General features: G+C 61.4%; 1 protein-coding gene. It reads right to left on the bottom strand.

All coding sequences use genetic code 11. The features are described from left to right. Positions 1–383: ankyrin repeat domain-containing protein (locus ACH65_RS20400; RefSeq protein ID WP_049624051.1), on the bottom strand; the 383-nt coding region annotated here is incomplete at both ends.

Raw genomic sequence — 383 nt, 5'->3', positions numbered from 1 at the left:
AACAGCCAGTAGGTCTGCTCAAATCCACCTTCAGCTGCATAATCCGACAACAAGGACCAGCCCGTGCTCTTGGCGTTCACGTCCGCCCCGCGCTCCACCAGCAACCGCACGTTCTGCCACTGGTTATGCCAAATGAAGGCCTGGAACGTCAGGGTCTCGCCGTTGCCATTGCGGGTATTGGGATCGCCCCCGTGGTCGAGCAGCAGCTTCAGGTAGATCGGATCGTCCTGCTTGGCCGCCCAGACCATCGCGTTGTCGTAGTCGAAATGGTCACTGACGCTGCCGTCCGCGAACTTCCTGACGGTGTGCCCCGGCTTGCGCGCATTCGGATCCGCCCCGTTGTCCAGCATGGCCTTCAGACCTGCCGGGTTGAGCGTGAACAC

It is taken from the genome of Frateuria defendens (genome assembly GCF_001182895.1).
In the GTDB taxonomy this organism is placed as follows: domain Bacteria; phylum Pseudomonadota; class Gammaproteobacteria; order Xanthomonadales; family Rhodanobacteraceae; genus Frateuria_B; species Frateuria_B defendens.
The sequence above is the reverse complement of the archived record's forward strand: the minus strand, read 5'-3'. Positions and strand labels throughout refer to the sequence as shown.